The organism is Paenibacillus jiangxiensis, assembly GCF_046098255.1.
GTDB classification, from domain to species: Bacteria; Bacillota; Bacilli; order Paenibacillales; family Paenibacillaceae; genus Paenibacillus; species Paenibacillus jiagnxiensis.
In genome coordinates, this window is the sequence record NZ_JBJURI010000001.1 from 36,616 (window position 1) to 52,271 (window position 15,656).

The 15,656-nt window shown below is 51.8% G+C and carries 15 protein-coding genes; all 15 read right to left on the reverse strand.

Annotation, left to right across the window (positions count from 1 at the left end; all coding sequences use genetic code 11):
* Nucleotides 1–54: 54 nt before the first annotated feature.
* The 15 genes from ACI1P2_RS00190 to ACI1P2_RS00260 all read right to left on the reverse strand — a co-directional run bounded on the left by ACI1P2_RS00190 (nt 55) and on the right by ACI1P2_RS00260 (nt 15,627).
* Nucleotides 55–1,395 carry a UDP-glucose dehydrogenase family protein gene (locus tag ACI1P2_RS00190; protein ID WP_355316283.1) on the reverse strand — a complete coding sequence of 447 codons (1,341 nt, stop codon included), beginning with the start codon at nt 1,393–1,395 and terminating at the stop codon, nt 55–57.
* Entirely contained in the window at nt 1,395–2,504 is a 1,110-nt protein-coding gene (locus tag ACI1P2_RS00195) for a glycosyltransferase (RefSeq protein WP_355315732.1), read from the reverse strand. The genes ACI1P2_RS00190 and ACI1P2_RS00195 overlap by 1 nt, the downstream gene beginning before the upstream one ends.
* Before the next feature lie 34 nt (nt 2,505–2,538).
* Nucleotides 2,539–3,690: a glycosyltransferase family 4 protein gene (locus ACI1P2_RS00200; protein WP_355315734.1), complete on the reverse strand. Its 1,152-nt coding sequence runs from the start codon at nt 3,688–3,690 to the stop codon at nt 2,539–2,541.
* The gene (locus ACI1P2_RS00205; protein ID WP_355315736.1) at nt 3,684–4,874 is read right to left on the reverse strand and encodes a glycosyltransferase family 4 protein; all 1,191 of its coding nucleotides are present in this window, start codon (nt 4,872–4,874) and stop codon (nt 3,684–3,686) included. The genes ACI1P2_RS00200 and ACI1P2_RS00205 overlap by 7 nt, the downstream gene beginning before the upstream one ends.
* On the reverse strand, nt 4,861–5,703 hold the full coding sequence (locus ACI1P2_RS00210; RefSeq protein WP_355315738.1) for a glycosyltransferase family 2 protein: 843 nt from the start codon (nt 5,701–5,703) through the stop codon (nt 4,861–4,863). Before ACI1P2_RS00210 ends, ACI1P2_RS00205 begins: the two co-directional genes overlap by 14 nt.
* Before the next feature lie 22 nt (nt 5,704–5,725).
* A complete protein-coding gene (locus ACI1P2_RS00215; protein ID WP_355315739.1) occupies nt 5,726–7,105 on the reverse strand; it encodes a lipopolysaccharide biosynthesis protein in 1,380 nt (459 codons plus the stop codon).
* Between the two features lie 7 nt (nt 7,106–7,112).
* On the reverse strand, nt 7,113–8,558 hold the full coding sequence (locus tag ACI1P2_RS00220; RefSeq protein WP_355315741.1) for an O-antigen ligase family protein: 1,446 nt from the start codon (nt 8,556–8,558) through the stop codon (nt 7,113–7,115).
* 39 nt (nt 8,559–8,597) lie between these two features.
* Nucleotides 8,598–9,371: a WecB/TagA/CpsF family glycosyltransferase gene (locus ACI1P2_RS00225; protein ID WP_355315743.1), complete on the reverse strand. Its 774-nt coding sequence runs from the start codon at nt 9,369–9,371 to the stop codon at nt 8,598–8,600.
* The gene (locus ACI1P2_RS00230; protein WP_355315745.1) at nt 9,368–10,714 is read right to left on the reverse strand and encodes an O-antigen ligase family protein; all 1,347 of its coding nucleotides are present in this window, start codon (nt 10,712–10,714) and stop codon (nt 9,368–9,370) included. The genes ACI1P2_RS00225 and ACI1P2_RS00230 overlap by 4 nt, the downstream gene beginning before the upstream one ends.
* 13 nt (nt 10,715–10,727) lie before the next feature.
* Nucleotides 10,728–11,666 carry a glycosyltransferase gene (locus ACI1P2_RS00235; protein WP_355315747.1) on the reverse strand — a complete coding sequence of 313 codons (939 nt, stop codon included), beginning with the start codon at nt 11,664–11,666 and terminating at the stop codon, nt 10,728–10,730.
* A complete protein-coding gene (locus tag ACI1P2_RS00240; RefSeq protein ID WP_355315749.1) occupies nt 11,666–12,364 on the reverse strand; it encodes a sugar transferase in 699 nt (232 codons plus the stop codon). Before ACI1P2_RS00240 ends, ACI1P2_RS00235 begins: the two co-directional genes overlap by 1 nt.
* Before the next feature lie 17 nt (nt 12,365–12,381).
* Nucleotides 12,382–13,272 carry a UTP--glucose-1-phosphate uridylyltransferase GalU gene (gene galU / locus ACI1P2_RS00245; protein ID WP_355315751.1) on the reverse strand — a complete coding sequence of 297 codons (891 nt, stop codon included), beginning with the start codon at nt 13,270–13,272 and terminating at the stop codon, nt 12,382–12,384.
* Nucleotides 13,273–13,368: 96 nt separating this feature from the next.
* Nucleotides 13,369–14,007: a CpsD/CapB family tyrosine-protein kinase gene (locus tag ACI1P2_RS00250; protein ID WP_355315753.1), complete on the reverse strand. Its 639-nt coding sequence runs from the start codon at nt 14,005–14,007 to the stop codon at nt 13,369–13,371.
* The gene (locus ACI1P2_RS00255; RefSeq protein ID WP_355315755.1) at nt 13,991–14,731 is read right to left on the reverse strand and encodes a YveK family protein; all 741 of its coding nucleotides are present in this window, start codon (nt 14,729–14,731) and stop codon (nt 13,991–13,993) included. The genes ACI1P2_RS00250 and ACI1P2_RS00255 overlap by 17 nt, the downstream gene beginning before the upstream one ends.
* Nucleotides 14,732–14,988: 257 nt before the next feature.
* Nucleotides 14,989–15,627: a response regulator transcription factor gene (locus ACI1P2_RS00260; protein ID WP_355315757.1), complete on the reverse strand. Its 639-nt coding sequence runs from the start codon at nt 15,625–15,627 to the stop codon at nt 14,989–14,991.
* Nucleotides 15,628–15,656 lie beyond the last annotated feature (29 nt).

A 15,656-nucleotide genomic window follows, 5' to 3' on the forward strand; every position in this document is an offset into this window, starting at 1 on the left:
CTCCCTCCATGAAGTAAATTTCCTGAAAAGGTCATATTTTCCTGACCATTAATATTATACTGCACCTGCTACGCTTGGCGAAAGGCCGTTAAGCCCACTCATGCGCGGTCTGCCGACCGAATAATACTCCAATCCGGATTCGGCGATCTGCTGTTCAGAGAATACATTACGCCCATCAATGAGAACCGGCTTGCGCAGCACGGAGCCCAGCATGCGCAGATCTACCTGCTTGTAGTGATCCCAGTCGGTCAGCAGGCAGACGGCATCACAGCCAAGCGCCGCTTCTTCAGGCGTGGAGCACCACTGAATATGCTCATGATTAAACTGCTCCCTGAATTTATCCATCGCGATCGGATCATGGACTTTGACGAACGCGCCTTCCTTCACCAGGGTTTCCACAATCTCGAGGGACGGCGCCTCCCGGATGTCATCCGTGTTCGGCTTGAAGGACAAACCCCATACGCCCACATGTATACCGTTTAACTGCCCGAGGGATTCGCGCAGCTTGGAAATAATCATATAGCGTTGATCCGCGTTCACCTCCACTACGGATTTAAGCAGTTTGAACTCGTAATCCACGTTGCCCGCGATTTGAATCAGGGCATTCGTGTCCTTGGGGAAGCACGAACCGCCATATCCGATTCCCGCCTGCAGGAAGGAGGAGCCGATGCGTTTGTCCATGCCCATGCCAACCGCTACATTGGTGACGTCAGCGCCCACTTTTTCGCAAATATTGGCAATCTCATTAATAAATGAAATTTTCGTGGCCAGGAAGGCGTTGGAGGCGTATTTGATCATCTCGGCGCTCCGGACGTCCGTTACATAGATATTGTCCGTAAAATCCTGGTGTAGCTCGACCATCGTCTCACGCAGCGCTGGATTGTCAATGCCGATAATGATGCGGTCGGGATGCAGCGTATCGCTGATCGCAGAGCCTTCGCGCAGAAACTCGGGTGCGGATACAATATCAAATGCATGATGGGTATGCCGTGCAACGACCTCGCGGATTTTTTCGTTCGTTCCGACAGGCACGGTACTCTTGGTCATAATGATCTTGTGGCCGTTCATCGCCGCGCCCACATCGGCCGCCGCCCGTTCGATGTACTGCAGATTGGCTTCTCCGTTCGGCAGGGACGGTGTCCCCACCGCCAGAATAATAATATCGGAACGGCGAACGGCATCACCCAGGTCCGAGGTGAACTCAAGCCGCTCCTCCCGGAGATTCTGCTCAATCAGCTCTTCAATGCCAGGCTCGTAAATCGGCGACTCAGCCCGCTTCAGCTTTTCAATTTTCTCCTCGGCCATATCAACGCAAATCACCTTGTTATCCTTCAAGGCAAAGCATACTCCCGATACCAGCCCCACATATCCCGTTCCGATCACAGCCAGCTTCATCATGGCTTCAATCCCCCTTTAAGAAAGTTCACATAGGCTTGCTCCACATACTTCTTGAACTGTTCCTTGAACGTGTTTTCATCAAATTTACCCGCATGCCGTGTAATGTCGTCTACGTTCCACTCATGCTTTTCCACGGCTTCCACGGCTTCCAGCACATCCTCCACTTCATGCCTGCGGAAGAAAACACCGTTCAGATACGGCACGATCGTGTCGAGCGCACCGCCTCCCTGGAACGCTATGACCGGACGGCCGGCCGCGTTGGCCTCCAGCGGGGTGATGCCGAAGTCCTCAATACCCGGAAATACCAGCGCCCGGCACTCTGCCATCAGCTTGTTGACCTCGCTGTCCTCCAATCTGCCAAGAAATTGAACATTGGATTTTGCTATGCCTTCCAGCCGCTTCCGGTCCGGCCCCTCGCCGACAATGAGCAGCTTCAGGCCGTTGCGGTTAAAAGCCTCTATGGCCAGATCGATCCTCTTGTACGAATTGAGACGGGACACGATCAGATAATAGTCCCCAATGTGGGCGGATCTCTCAAAGCGGGATGTATTAATCGGCGGAAAAATAACATCCGCATCCCGGTGGTAGTAGGACTGAATGCGCCGCTTGACAACCGAAGAGTTGGCGACGAACTGGTTTACATTGCGTGACGTCTTCTGATCCCATGTTTTCAGACGGTTCATATAAATTCTCAGCATGCTCTTGAACAGATTGGATCGTGATTGTCCGGCCATGTAAGTGTCGTAGTCCCAAGCAAACCGCATCGGCGTATGACAGTAACAGATATGAAAAGTATGCTTTGGCACCTGAATGCTTTTCATAAAAGCGCTGCTTGAGCTCAAGACGATGTCGAATTCTCTGAAGTCAAAATCGCGGATGGCAATGGGATACAGCGGAAGCACGCCCTTGAAATTGGCCTTCACTCCCGGAATGTTCTGCAGCCAGGAGGCCCTTATATCCGCATCCTTCAAGTTATGTGATAAGCGGCTGTCACTGAACACCGTTGTGAAGATGGGAGCATTAGGGTACATGCTGTGAAATACCTCGACCACTCTTTCGGCTCCGCCCATTTGGATCAAATAATCATGTGCTATCGCTATTTTCATCAGTACCATACCATCCTTTTAAACGCATGATCGTTTACACACCTGCAAGCAAACCTTTGTAGTAACGAACGATATCTTTGACGGTATTTTCGATGACGAAATGCTCCTTCACCCGGGTCATTCCTTTCTGCCCCATCAGCTTCCGCTCTGCCGGATGCTCCAGCATCCACCGGATCGCCTCGGCCAGCTTCGCAGGATCGCCCGGCTGAATCAGCAGCCCTGTCTCGCCATCCACTACCGTCTCTGTCGGACCTCCTTCATTGGACGCAATCACCGGCAGGCTGGCGGCCATCCCTTCCACAATGACCTGGCCGAACGGCTCCGGTGTGATGGAGGTGTGAACCAGCAGGTCACAGTGTCTCATCAGGCCTTGAATATCGTCGACATGTCCGAGCAAATTGACGTTTTTCAGCTCGTAACGGGCAATCGTGTCTTCAAGCTGCCGCTTGTAATCCTGTTCGCCGAACAGCGCATCCCCGGCAAGCCAGAACTTGACCCGCGCATCCTCCTTAAAGGAACGCGCCGCCTCCAGCAGAATATGCTGCCCCTTCCAGTGGGCCAGCCGGCCCACGAGGACCACGTTGAACTCGCTGCTGTCTTTGCCTGACGGCTCCGCTTCGTCAACGGACCCTATCGTCTTCGCGAACGCGGAGTAAACGACGAGCGTTTTTTTATTCGCAGGCAGTTCCAATGCACGCAGCGTCGACTTGGAGTTGGCAATCACGCCGTTTGGCAAAAAACGGGACATCAGCCGGATGGCCTTCGCGACAATCGGCTTGAGGTACGGCGGTCCGATATGATCGCGGATATGCCAGATCAGCGGGATTCTCGCCGATTTGGCGGCTACGGCCCCGTAGATGGCTGACTTCAGCGAGTTGGTATGCACGCACTGCACATTTTCCTGCTTTAATAAAGGAGCCAGTTTTTTGCCATAAGACAGCATCTTGAATGCTGCCGCAGGCGCCCCGAAGTTAACGGCATTCCGGTTCCGGTTGCGGATCTCTTCATCCATGGGGACAATGCGGACGTCGATGCCCTTCTGGCGCAGCCGATCGGCCAAATCCCCTTCCTCCGCCAGAATGACCAGCGGTTCAATGTCTTCTCCGATATGGGTCAATATGTTGTATAGCGCTACCTCACCGCCGCTCCATCTGGCGGTATGATCGATATATGCCACCTTCAGCATCCTGCCGCCGCCTTTCTGTTCACGACTTGGTCGAATATATCCTCCACCTGCTCCGCCACCCGTTCCCACGTATAATTTTCCAGCACGTGCGCCCGGCATTCCTCACGGCCCGGCAGTAAAGTCCGTTCCCCCAGGATGCTCAGCATCCCGTTCTTGATCGCTTGGCTGTCCGTCCCGCTGAACAGGAGCTCAGGCCGGAACTTGCTCAGAATCTCCTTGCTGCCTCCAACCGGTGTCGCCATCACCGGCAGCCCCGATGCCATAGCCTCGACCGTGATCAGTCCAAAACCTTCCAGAGCCTGAGTCGGCACAATGAACATATCCGAGGCCTGGTGGTATAAAGGAAGCTCCTCGTCGGAGACATAACCCAGCAGCTTCACTTGTCTGTCAAGCCCATACTCCCTGATCTTCGCTTCAAGCTCTCCGCGCAGCGGCCCTTTGCCCCCGATCAGCAAAATATGGTCCGGATAACGCTGTGCAACATGCCTCCATGCTTCCAGCAGCTGAACCAGTCCCATCCGGTTGACCAATCTGCGCACGGTCAGTATGATCGTCGCTTCCTGCGGCAGGCTCAGGCGGGCCCTCACCTCGCTGCGGTCTACGGGAGGATGAAACCGTTCGACATCAGCTGCGCCGGGGATAATATGAATTTTCTGCAGCGGGACTCTGTACTGCTGATGCAGAATGTCACGGAACGTCTCGCTGAGGACGATAAACTTGTCGGCCAGGCCGTAGGCCTTCATTTCAATCGATTTGGCCATCGTTGTCTTGAGCAGATGTTTAAGCCCCTGGCCTTCGATTTTCATTTCCTCTGTCCATGGACCATGAAAGGTCATGACGACCGGAATTCCGCGTTTTCTCGCTTCCAGAGCCGGTCCCACGCCATAAGGGGCAAAATGGGAATACAGCACATCCACCGGCTGGCGATTGAAGAAGTCTGCCGCATACCGCTGCATCAGGTCCCTGCGCTTCCAGAGCGAGAGGTTGTTGCTGCCGATATTGTGAATCCTGATTCGATCGGGAGCCTCAGGTTTATTCTCGTTACAAATCAAGGCATCCAGCTGATTTTGTTTGGACAATTCCTCGCATATGGATTTGAAGTAGGTATTCAGCCCGCCGGGCTGCAGCGAAGGCCAGCTTAGCCCTGTTGCCGCAATGCGGATTCCGCCGCTACTGTACGACATAACTGGTTTCCCCCTTTTTTTTCTCGGCAGGCTCCTCTTCTGTAACAGTCAGCTGCTTTTGCCGTCGGGTCAGTTCATAATGCTTGAAGCAGACGAGAAACTCATACATAACCCAGAAAAAAGAGACGGCAAAACCCGCAAGCCCTTTACGGTACAGGCCGTGCAGGAAATATTTCTGCACAAAGCGGGCAGGGGGCCTGAACAGCAGGTTCGTAATCCGGAATGGCTTGCCTTTGTTATAGGCGGTCTGGGCCTCCAGATCCGTGTATTTGTTAAATCTCGTCACATGGTCGCTGATGCTGCGGAAGCCGTAATGCCACAGCACGCCGTTTAACTTGATCGTATGCTCTTCCGATACATCAGGCATCTCATGAACGAGACTGTTGGTAATTCCATAGATACGGCGGTTAAACATCCGAACCAGATATTCGCCCCTATTCATCCATTTGCCGAGGAAGTCGCCAATCCGGAACAAAGAGTATGCCTTGGCCGGATCATACAGCGTCTCTTTATGCTTCAGAATATCGGCCGCCAGTTCTTCATTAACGACCTCATCCGTATCAATCAGAAAAATCCAATCATAGGTTGCGTGCTGTACGCCGAACGTCCGCTGCTTGGCATATCCCGGCCACGGGTTGGTAAAAACGCTGCAGCCCAAAGACTCGGATACCTGGACTGTATTGTCTTTGCTTCCGCCGTCAATGACGACAATTTCATCGGCAAAGACTTTACAGGATTGTATGGCATTCGCAATTCTGACCGCGTCATCCTGGGCAATGATAACAACAGATATCTTGTTATCCGCCGGAACGCTCGACATGTGGTTCATTAGGGGGTGCCTCCTTTTTTCTTTAACCGTTCTCTGGTTTTCTCCGAATGTAGTTTGACATTGTTGTACGGAGCCATTGGATATCCTGTCTGGAAATCAACAATCTCGGTATTTTTGTCTTCAGTACAAATCTGACGTTGAAAAGAATGCAGATAAATCTGAGAAGTACTGATGACAGCATGGCTATGCCGGCCCCCGTAAGACCGTATGCAGGTACAAGTATAATCAGCAGCGGAACAACCAAAGCCAAGCCGAGTCCTTGAAGTATGGTAACAAGCTTAGGTTTGCCGAGCGCCATGAATGCCTGTGCCAGCACCATGGTCCCGCCTCCGATGGAAACCTCGAGCACCAGCAGCCTGAAGACGGTTAGCGCCTCTTTAAATTCGGGTCCGTACAGCAGTGTAAATACAAAGGGAGCAATCAGCATCAGTACGGTTGCCGCCAGAATGGCCGCGGTCGAAGTAATGCGAAAGGCTCTGAACGTGATGGCGATCGCATCCTCTTTTTCCAGGCTTGACGCCTTCGGGAAAAGAACGACGATAATTGATGTCGAGAACACGTTGACCATTCGGGCCAGGCTGACAGCCACTGCATACAAACCGAGTTCAGCGGGCGCCAAAAGCGCAGCGATCAGAATCTGGTCGATATAGTAGGAAACCTGCCCCATCAGATCATTGCCATAAGAGCCCATTCCGTAAGTGAACAGGCGCTTGAAATGCAGCCAGCCATTTTTAATTTTCGGCCTGTATTCCCGAACGAGCCGCACCGTGACAGCCACATACACCGGTACCGACGGAAGCAGGTAAGCCAGTGCAGAGGTATAGGGGGTCATATAGCCTGTTATAATTAGAAGTCCCAATAGAGCAAGCGTGCTGAGCGGCACAAGATAACGAAAAATATTGTATTGCTTATACTCGCCGCGTACCTGCATCATGGCATTGTTGATTTGCGAGATGGCAATCAAAGGACACATCACCATCGATATTTGCGCGAACAGGATCACACTCGGACTAAAGGCGTCGAGCCACAGCGGGATCAGCACAACCCCGACGGTTGACGCCAAACATCCGAACATGACGGCCAGCAGCAGGGCAATGCCATACAGTGTCCCGGCATCCTTCGGAGCTCTCTTGGCGTTGTAAATCAGCGCCGAAGGAACGCCAAAGGTCATGCAGAAGGCTAGAAATTGCGACCAGTTCACCATGGCCGTCTGCTCTCCGCGCCCGGTTGGCCCCAGATAACGTGCTGTCAGAATGCCTGTAAGCATATTCACAACAAGGATCAGTACGCTGACGATCATGGTCTTCACGGCAGCCGAGCTGTTGTCTTTGCTTCTGGCGAAACGCATGATTGTTCCGATAACTGCCCGGATTGGATTGGACAGCGTCTGTAAATTTTGCACCTGGTGCTCACCTTCTTTCCGCCATAGCATCTTTGGCCCACAATCCTACCCCGATCAGCGCCCAGACTACATAACCCCGCAAACCGGGAAAGCCGTTATCAGAGATCAGATTGGCACAAGCCCCCACCCATGCCGCAAATCCCAACCGCGCGTAAGACTGAAAAGAATTCCGTGCGGCGATCCGCGAAAGCAGCTTCTTCGCAATGAGGAACAAGCCTGCAAAAAAGAAGACGGCGCCCGGAATACCAAAGGTCAGAAGAAGAGCGATGAACCCGTTGTCCATAATGCCATGCTCGCCAAGATCTCCGCCGTTATCCAGCTTCGTTCCGGTTCCTACACTGCCGAGCCCCTGCCCGACCGGGTTGCCTGTCACGGCCGGAAGCATCGTATTCAACAGATCCAGCCGGTCATTGTAGGACCGGTCCTCTTCAAGGGACGTCAGCGTCTCCATCCGTGCGACCATTCCTTCAGCCCCCGGAAGCTTGGGGACGATGTATATGAGCAGCGTTCCCAGCACGACCAGCTGCAGGATCGTCTTCCACTTTCCCTTGGAGGAGGAAGTCAAAATATAGGCAAGCAGCATGATAAACACCAGCAGCCACGCCGAGCGCACAAGAGTGGTCATCAGACACACCAGCGTCAGCACCACGCCGAGCCAGCCCAGTGCTCCGCGCCAGCGCTTTTCCATCAGCATCGGCATCAGCGCTCCTGCCAGGAAAAAGGCACAGGGACCGGGGGAATTCAGGGTAGAGAATACCCGGATCTCCAGCGGATAAGGCAGTCCGATCGAATTCATCTCTACATGATTCATCCAGAAGGCGTCCCATGGCGGCACGGTCATGTACTGGATAATTCCGTATACGGAGACGGCAACCGCGATGTTGGCGTATGCGGACAAGAGACGATCGATGTCTTTTATATCAAACGGCCGTACCGCAAAATAGGGCAGAATCATGAGCGGAATGATATAGTTCGCCAAATCATAGGCAAAACCCATACCATTTTTGGCGACTCCGATCAGACTCCCGTAACCCAGTGCCACCCCGAAATAAAGCACTATTCTGGCCAGGGGCTGCTGCGCCTGATGGATGCCGCGCAGCACCGGGATCAGGATCATGGCGCTTGTAAGCAGCGGTGCGATGCTCAGCAGTGACACAGAATGGTAGGTCCCTTCCATCCAGTCCACAATCCGCCGGATCTCCGGTCCTATGGCCCACACTACAAGTGTGTAAGGAATCAATGCCCTGGACTGGATGACCGCAAGCACGAATGCCGGAAATACCAAAGCAAGTACAATGGCCCCTTGCTGGCTCATGGTCGGACTCATTTTGGCGCTGATAAAACCGATGATGAACGGAAGCATGCACGCTGCCGCCCCCATAGCTAATAAAGAGAAGCTGCGGCTGTTCCACATCGCGGGCGATTGATTGAACAAACGGCCTTCATTTCTCATTTCAGGCCTCCCTTTCGGCCCAAGCTTCCGAGGAAATCGTCATTCCGCATTTCCTCCCTTCAGACGGTTGCGTTTGAGCATTTCTTTGGCAAGCAGGAGCACAAACTGCGAATCCTCGATCAGATATCTTTTCCATAAGCGGCGCGGCTCCTGCGACAATCTCCAGAACCATTCGAACCCGGCCTTTTGCATAAAGTTCGGGGCCCGCTTCACGGAGCCGGACAGGAAATCGAAGGTGGCGCCCACCCCGATGGATACCGGTGCGCGGTACGTATCATAATGCTGATAAATCCATTTTTCCTGCTTCGGCGCTCCGACACCGACAAATACGATATCCGGCCGGGATTCAATGAGCATCTCCACAATCCGCTTGTTTTCCTCTTCGTTCTTCTCAAAGCCGTAGGATGGAGAATAACAGCCGACAATGTTCATTCGTGGAAATGATTCCTGCAGATTGCGCATCGCCTTCTCAGGCACTCCTCGTGCCGACCCGAGAAAAAACAGCCTGTAATTCCTTTCCTCAAAAGCCTCGCCGAGCTTATGGAACAGGTCCGAGCCGGATACCTTTTCCTTCAACGGTTTTCGCAGAAGCTTCGATGCCCATATAATCGGCATGCCATCGGCAACGACTGCCCCCGCATCCGAATAGACCCGCCGGAATTCATCGTCCTTGCGGAGCTTGATCACATGGTCCACATTGCAGGTGAGAATGTAAGAATGATGCTGCGTCCGAATGGCTCTATCAATAAATTCGAGTAGATCATTAAAATCGTAATTATCAAAGTTGACATCAAACATGTTCACTCTGCTCATCGTATCACTTCTCTTTTGCGGAAATCGTATTGATTGGATGTCTGGTAAAGACAGTTCAGATACCAGCAGAACGGGATAATCATTTGAACTGTCGACAAGGTGTTATCGGAAAAAGAATAAATCAGAAATCCGGCAATTAAGCCTGCGTAGTACGGCTTGATCAGTTTGGGAAGAGACCTGTAAATGAGAACGAACACGATCAGCAGCGAGAGCATCAGCAGACCGCAGCCGATATACCCTGTATCAAAATAAAAGCGGATATACTCGTTATGCGGAACGACAAAACCACGGAATAGCGTTCCATCATTCGCTACGGTTACGGCGCCCAGTCCCCTCCCCGACCACGGATAATCCTGCACCCTGTTCAAGAAATATTCCCAAGCCTCCGTTCTCCCCGACAAATCGATACCTTCGGATGTCTGCCGTTCGAAGGAACGCTTTTGCAAATTATCCCACTGCAGGGCCAAAGCACCGAGGACAAGAACGAACGATCCTGCCAGAGGAATCAGATAGTTGATTTTCCCTCTGAGATATTGCCGTGAGATGTCACACAGATATACCAGCAGCATTAGAACCAGCGCGAGGATCGGTCCTCTGGTGCCGGTAGAAATCAGAATCAGAAAATTCAAGGCAAGCACTGCATAAAAAAACACCGTCTGCTGTGGTCTGCGCTTGAGCTCAATCAGCGCAACCGCGATGCCAAGAAAAGCAAGCATCGCCAGATGCGGCGGTATATTGGCTCCCTGCACCCTCACAGCTCCGGTAAACTCGACATCCGTAAAAGAATGAAGGCCTGCCACTGACAGGAGCAGGCCTGCGCCTACACTGATGATCGGCAGCAGACTGATCATGGTAATGTGCTTCTGCGCCACTTCCTTCTTCCACTTGATCAGCAGAAAGAAAAAAGGAAGCGACAGCCCGATAAACGCTTTAATCGCAATCGAAGCCGTCAAGGTCGGCAGCCATACCGAAAAGGTGAAGGTGATGCCCAGCATAGCGATTAAGGCAAAGATCGGATAGCTGAATTTGAGCCGAATGCCATACACCAGCATACACGGCACAAGCAGCGCCAGAATTCCCAGCTTGTAAAGGGATAGAATCTCTACGCCAAATACACTCCCGGAATACAAAGTATCGACGGACACCGCTGTGCTCAGCAGCACCACATAGCTGATCCGTTCCGGATGCCGGAGAGAAACCACCAGAAGCAGCAGCAGACATACCGCGGCAAGACTGACGATCGGCTGGTATGTAGCCGCGACCCCTACAAGCAGTGCGGCCGCAAGAAAAATAAAACCGTACTGCAGGGTGTTCATTCTTGCAAGCCATGGATAGTTACTCATCTTTCAACACCTCTCACCCTGCAGCAGATTGACTTTTACGATTGCGTATCGTATCCATGGTTCCACGGATGCTTTCCAGCCTGCAGCGGATCAGCATTTTGCTGCCCTCAGAGCGTGCCTTCAGGGAACTGACCGCAATATACAGCAGCTTGGCTGCTGTCTTGCCCATCAGCATAACCCTTTCCTTCAGACTGGTGCACTGAACCGCATGGGACATCCCCTGACAGTAATAGCGGTTCATAATCCATTCTTTGGTCAAGCGAGCGGCAGGCACGAAATGGTCAACCGCCATGTCCGGATGGTATTTGACCAGACCGCCTTTTCCACGGATTTGCTGAAACACCCAGGATTCTTCTCCAGACAGAAGAAGGTTCCCCTTTCTTCCCAGATGGAGAGGAAACAGATTCCCTTCCAAAGCCTCCCTGCGCATGGCCATGTTGGCGCCGAACGGATTCAGGCTGCGCGGGTATTCTCTCTCCTCCGTGCCTAGATTGACTATCGTGTAAGGAAGCTCAAGAGGACCCGTTAGCCATGCCGGACGTTCGGATTCAAAGATGGGAGCAATGGGCCCGCCCATTGCGCTCATGTCCGGATTCCGCTCAAAGGCGGAAATCATCGTGCGAATCCAGGAAGGCGCCGGAATGGCGTCATCATCCAGAAAGGCGATAATATCAGCAGCCGCCAGCCTGATCCCCGCATTGCGTGCCGCAGAAAGCCCCTGCTCGGCTTCAAAATGATAGGTTGCATTAACGAATTCACCGTGCGCAGCGATAAAGCGCTGAACAACCTCTGCCGTATGATCGGACGAGCGATTATCAACCACGATAACTTCGGCCCGATCCAGCTCATGCAAGCTCAGCAGGGAAACGAGCGTTTTGTCCAGCAGATCGGCGCGGTTATAGGTGCAAATAATGACCGACAGCTCTGGTCGGGGAAAGTTGGGCTTCTCCATCAGTACGCATCCCTTGAGAAAAGCATCATGAAGGCCGTTTTCACGATGATTTTAAGATCAAGCCAGATGCTGCGGGCATGAATGTATTTCAAATCCATCTGCACCATTTCCTCAAAGCCGACGCTGTTGCGGGCCGATACCTGCCAGTACCCTGTGCAGCCGGGCGTGACCAGCAGCCGCTGTTTATCATAATCGGAGTACTGTTCCACTTCGCTTGGCAGCGGAGGACGCGGACCGACCAGACTCATGTCGCCGATCAGCACATTCCAAAGCTGGGGAATTTCATCGATGCTCGTTTTGCGCAGAAATTTGCCCATTTTGGTGATGCGGGGATCGTTTTTAATCTTGAACATCGCTCCGCTGACCTCATTCAGTGCCATTAAATCCTTCTTCAGCTCCTCCGCATTGGAAACCATGGAGCGGAATTTGTACATATAAAACGTCTTTTCATTTTTACCGACCCTGAGTTGCTTGAAGAAAACCGCGCCTTTGGGGTCCTCCAGTTTGATCAGAATCGCTACGACCGCAAACAACGGCAGCAGTACAATCAGCCCAACCGCACTCAGAACCATATCCATCAAACGCTTGGCAACCAGATAGGACGTCTTGTCCTGCATTTGTTTCGTTCCATATGGCATGTAAAACGTCGTCCCCGGTATGACAGCCTCATAGTCGTCCGGCAGCTTTTCCATGCTCATGCTTTAATGGCCTCCTCTCAACCGACAGTTGTTGGATGTTCAGCTTTAGCCAGCCATTCCGACATGGCTTCCAGCACCGGCTCGCGCAGATCGCCGCTTTTCATTGCAAATTCAAGTGTAGTCAGCACAAAGCCCAGTCGTTCGCCCACATCATAACGGACGCCTTCGAAGTCATAAGCATACACGCGCTCGCTTTGATTCAGCTTTTGAATGGCATCGGTCAGCTGAATTTCGCCGCCCGCTCCTCTTTCCTGCAGATCCAGGTATTTAAAGATTTTAGGTGAAAACACATACCGGCCCATAATGGCCAGATTAGACGGCGCTGTTCCTTTTGGCGGCTTCTCCACAAAGTTGTTCACCCGGTACAGTCTGCCGTCTTGAAGATCCGGCTCGATGATCCCATATCGATGTGTCACTTCGTCAGGAACACGCTGTACACCGATGATCGAGTTTTGCGTATCCTCATATTGTTCAATCAGCTGGCGCAGGCACGGGGTCTGGCCTGTGACAATGTCATCTCCCAGCAGCACGCCAAACGGCTCATCCCCGATAAAGCGTCTTGCACACCAAACAGCATGTCCCAGACCTTTCGGTTCTTTTTGACGAATATAGTGAATGTCCACTTTGGAGGAGCGTTGCACTTCCTGTAAAATTTCAAGCTTGCCGTCCTCCAGCAATCTGGATTCCAGCTCGAATGCGTTGTCGAAATGATCCTCGATGGCGCGTTTGCCCTTTCCTGTTACGATGATGATGTCTTCAATGCCGGATTCAATCGCTTCTTCCACGATGTACTGAATGGTCGGCTTGTTGATGATCGGAAGCATTTCTTTAGGCATAGCCTTGGTCGCAGGCAGAAAGCGCGTTCCGAGACCTGCAGCTGGTATAATCGCTTTTTTCACTCTTTTCATCGCACTCGTCCTCCTCAAAGTTTTGTGAGCGTTACTCCCTTGAAACTTCTTCGTACAAAACTACTTCGGAAGCATACGCTTAGTTTTTTGTGTATTTCATTTCACCTGGTTCATGACGATACCCAGCAGCGTGGCTCCGGCCTGTTCCATGAGCTGTTTGGTCTTGCGCAGGCTCTCCCGTTTGGTTCTGGCATGCTTCGCTACCAAAATAACACCGTCTGTGCGCGCAGCAAGCAGACGGGCATCCGCGTAATCCAAAGCTGAAGGGCTGTCGAGCAGGATGAGATCGTACTCGCTCTTCAATTCATCCAGCAGCTCAGCCATCCGCCCCCCACCAAGCAAGTCGGGCGCGTTGTACAGGTTTTCTCCGCCAGGCACAACGTACAGCTCTTCTCCGCCCTTGCGGACAATTTCCTTTGAAGTCGCACCTCCGCGCAAATATGCCGACAGACCGTTGGTATTCTCCATCCCGAATGTTTCATGAAGCGAGGATTGGCGCAAATCACAATCAATCAGTACCACCCTGCGCCCTTCCTGGGCAAAGGAAACTCCCAGATTGGCCAGCAGAGTTGTTTTTCCCTCCCCTTTATCCGGCGAGGCAAACAGCAGAACGGTCCCTTGGTCTGTACGACGCAGGACCTGCTGCCCGATATAGGTACGAAGGGAACGAAAAGACTCCGAGATATAGGAGGCCGGATTGCTCTCGGCAATCAGCGTGTCATTCAACTGCAGCATAAGTTCGTTCCCCCACTCGTTCTTTTGAATTCACTGTGCCGCCAAGGTCTTTCTTCCGTATCATAGGAATGCTCCCGATCACCGGGAGACCCAGATCGGCTTCGGCTTCTTTCTCACTGCGCAGTGTGCCATTAATGCTCTCCAGGAAAATAATCGTTCCCAAAGCAACCATCAAGGACACCAGGAAGCTGATCGCAATATTCATGACCGGACTGCCGTTAATCGGCTCCGGCTGATTGACTGTATCCGCCAGATTCAAAATTTTTACATTATTCATATTCATCAATTCAGGAACGGAACGAACGAACGTCTGGGATATGGAATTTACCATAGCGGCAGCCGTCTGGTAGTTCTCCCCTTCGATGGTCAGGCCGATGACCTGGCTCTTGTCCGAGGACTGAATCTTCAGTTTTTCAGCCAGCTGCGCTGCGTTCAGCCCGAATTCCGGATGATCCGCCACGACTTTTCCCATAATCGTAGGAGATGTGATAATTTGCTTGTAGCTCTCTACCAGATTAAGGCTTGTGTTGACTTCATTCAGAACGTTGCTGCCTTCTGCTCCGGTAAAATTATTAATAAGCATTTGACTGGAAGCAGAGTAGACCGGTTTCACAAAATTTTCACTGACATAAAACGTCGTGATACATGAAATCAACACGAATGCCGCGATGAGCCACAGCCTTTTCCTTATTAACACTAGATAGTCCAATATCGTCTTCTCCACAGAAATCCTCCCTTCCGCCTTTTTTTCTACTTATAAAAAATATATTTTCATTTTATCAACGGCACCTGTAACGCACATGGACCATTACGGCACTTTGATCGGAACGAAGGTAGTGATTTGTTTGCTACTTTCGTTCATGCTTTGGTATACTTTTGGACCATCTTTTTTAGAAAATAGAAAAAACACGGAATCGCTTCCGTGTTTTTACTTTCATTTAAAATTTTATTTGATTTTTAATAACATTCCGCGCATAAGCATCAGATGGTGGTAATCGGTTCATATTTTGCAAGACCAATGGCATTGGCATAAAGCGCTGCCTGCGTCCGGTCCGCCAAACGCAGTTTGGCCAGAATCTGGCTGACATGCTTTTTCACCGTAAATTCACTGATAAACAACTTGGCAGCAATCTCACGGTTGCATGCCCCCTGTCCCAGCTCAATGAGAACTTCTCTTTCTTTGGGCGTCAGTTCGTCGGTAAGTGATCCGGCCTCCTCACGCAGTTTGTTCTCCAAGATGGTCGGATCATAATACTTGCGTCCCTTGCTCACAAGCTGAATGGCATACAGCAGTTCTTCCGGAAGCGCCTCTTTCAGCACATATCCATCTACGCCTGCTTCCTCCGCTTTCAGAAAATCTTCACGGCTTGCAGAGGAAGTCAACAAAATAAACCTGCCGCTGAAGCCGATACGGCGTGCAGCTTTGATGATATCCAGACCGGATTCATCCGCCAGCTTCAGATCCAACAGAACCAAGTCCGGTTGTGTTTCTTCGAGGACCAGCATCGCTTCCCGCTGATTTTTGGCCTCTCCGGCAAATTGTACATTCGGCTGCATGGATATTACCGCAGCAAGTCCTTTTCTTACTAAAGGATGATCATCTACAATGACAATTTTCATCACACGACCTCCTGTTCCTAGTGGAATGA

Coding starts and splice junctions, on each gene's coding strand:
- ACI1P2_RS00190 (WP_355316283.1), bottom strand. CDS start 1,395: ATGAAGCTGGCTGTGATCGGAACGGGATATGTGGGGCTGGTATCGGGA.
- ACI1P2_RS00195 (WP_355315732.1), bottom strand. CDS start 2,504: ATGAAAATAGCGATAGCACATGATTATTTGATCCAAATGGGCGGAGCC.
- ACI1P2_RS00205 (WP_355315736.1), bottom strand. CDS start 4,874: ATGTCGTACAGTAGCGGCGGAATCCGCATTGCGGCAACAGGGCTAAGC.
- ACI1P2_RS00260 (WP_355315757.1), bottom strand. CDS start 15,627: ATGAAAATTGTCATTGTAGATGATCATCCTTTAGTAAGAAAAGGACTT.
- ACI1P2_RS00200 (WP_355315734.1), bottom strand. CDS start 3,690: ATGCTGAAGGTGGCATATATCGATCATACCGCCAGATGGAGCGGCGGT.
- galU (WP_355315751.1), bottom strand. CDS start 13,272: ATGAAAAGAGTGAAAAAAGCGATTATACCAGCTGCAGGTCTCGGAACG.
- ACI1P2_RS00210 (WP_355315738.1), bottom strand. CDS start 5,703: ATGAACCACATGTCGAGCGTTCCGGCGGATAACAAGATATCTGTTGTT.
- ACI1P2_RS00250 (WP_355315753.1), bottom strand. CDS start 14,007: ATGCTGCAGTTGAATGACACGCTGATTGCCGAGAGCAATCCGGCCTCC.
- ACI1P2_RS00235 (WP_355315747.1), bottom strand. CDS start 11,666: ATGGAGAAGCCCAACTTTCCCCGACCAGAGCTGTCGGTCATTATTTGC.
- ACI1P2_RS00220 (WP_355315741.1), bottom strand. CDS start 8,558: ATGAGAAATGAAGGCCGTTTGTTCAATCAATCGCCCGCGATGTGGAAC.
- ACI1P2_RS00225 (WP_355315743.1), bottom strand. CDS start 9,371: ATGAGCAGAGTGAACATGTTTGATGTCAACTTTGATAATTACGATTTT.
- ACI1P2_RS00230 (WP_355315745.1), bottom strand. CDS start 10,714: ATGAGTAACTATCCATGGCTTGCAAGAATGAACACCCTGCAGTACGGT.
- ACI1P2_RS00240 (WP_355315749.1), bottom strand. CDS start 12,364: ATGAGCATGGAAAAGCTGCCGGACGACTATGAGGCTGTCATACCGGGG.